Raw genomic sequence first — 971 nt, 5'->3', positions numbered from 1 at the left:
AGCGGCGAATCAATTCCTGCGCGTTTGCCCAGTCGAAACCCATGCCGCGCTGCGACGTGTCCATCGCTTCGGCGATGCGGAATCCCAACCGCCACAGATGGTGACGGAACGTCATCGTCCTGTCCCAGTCGACCACCGGCCTGGACCACGGATCGGTCATGGCAAGCGGATCGGCAACGACGTGCGCGGCGGCATAGGCGATACGCGAAAATCGCGCGCCGATGTCAGGCTGCACCGGTTCGCCGACCAGCGTGTACCGGGTGCTGCCGCCCCCCTCACCAGGCAAGGAAATGTCCATCGATCTCTCCCTTCGCAACGCTACTAGATGGAACGTTCCAATAAATCAAGAACCTTTAAGATTCGAACTCCACGGCAGGAAGAATGCTGCATTGCAACACAAAAGCCTTATGGAGCAAGCCATTTGAGTACGCACGATCGGCATTCGAGACGCGAGAAAAATCCCGATTGACTCACGACCGGAGCAGAGATTAGAACGTTCCAATACTTTTGGACCTGCAGTCGGGGAGGATGCATCTGGATGGCCAACCGGGCCAAGGCGACGATATTCGACATCGCCCGCGAAGCAGGCGTGTCCAAATCGACGGTATCGCTCGTGCTCCAGGGCAGCGGGCTGATCCGGCCCGAAACAGCGAGCAAAGTGCGCAAGGCGATCGAGGATGTCGGTTACGTCTACAACCGGGGCGCCGCCAATCTGCGCAAGGCGCACTCCAATGTCATCGGCATGGTCATCAACGATCTCACCAATCCTTTCTTCGCAGAGCTGGCGGTTGGCATGGAGCGGGTCTTCCAGTCGGCGGGCATCGTGCCGTTCATCGCCAACACGGCGGAAAATCCGGTGCGCCAGGAAGAAGTGCTGAAATCGCTGATGGAGCAAGGCGTCGCCGGCCTCATCGTCTCGCCGGCTCGCGGCACGACGCCGGGCGCCTTCAGGCGGATCGAGACGGCAGGTC

2 protein-coding genes are annotated in these 971 nt (G+C 60.1%); one reads left to right on the top strand and one right to left on the bottom strand.

The genetic code is table 11. The features are described 5' to 3' along the window. Positions 1–298 (bottom strand): DUF993 family protein (locus EN906_RS35460; RefSeq protein ID WP_127375834.1); only part of this gene is annotated, 298 nt, incomplete at its 3' end. Between the two features lie 240 nt (positions 299–538). Between EN906_RS35460 and EN906_RS35455 the strand changes: the two genes are divergently transcribed. Next, on the top strand, positions 539–971 hold a 433-nt coding region (locus EN906_RS35455; RefSeq protein ID WP_164777670.1), incomplete at its 3' end, for a LacI family DNA-binding transcriptional regulator.

It is taken from the genome of Mesorhizobium sp. M7A.F.Ca.CA.004.06.1.1, assembly GCF_003999135.1.
Taxonomy (GTDB): Bacteria; Pseudomonadota; Alphaproteobacteria; order Rhizobiales; family Rhizobiaceae; genus Mesorhizobium.
The sequence above is the reverse complement of the archived record's forward strand: the minus strand, read 5'-3'. Positions and strand labels throughout refer to the sequence as shown.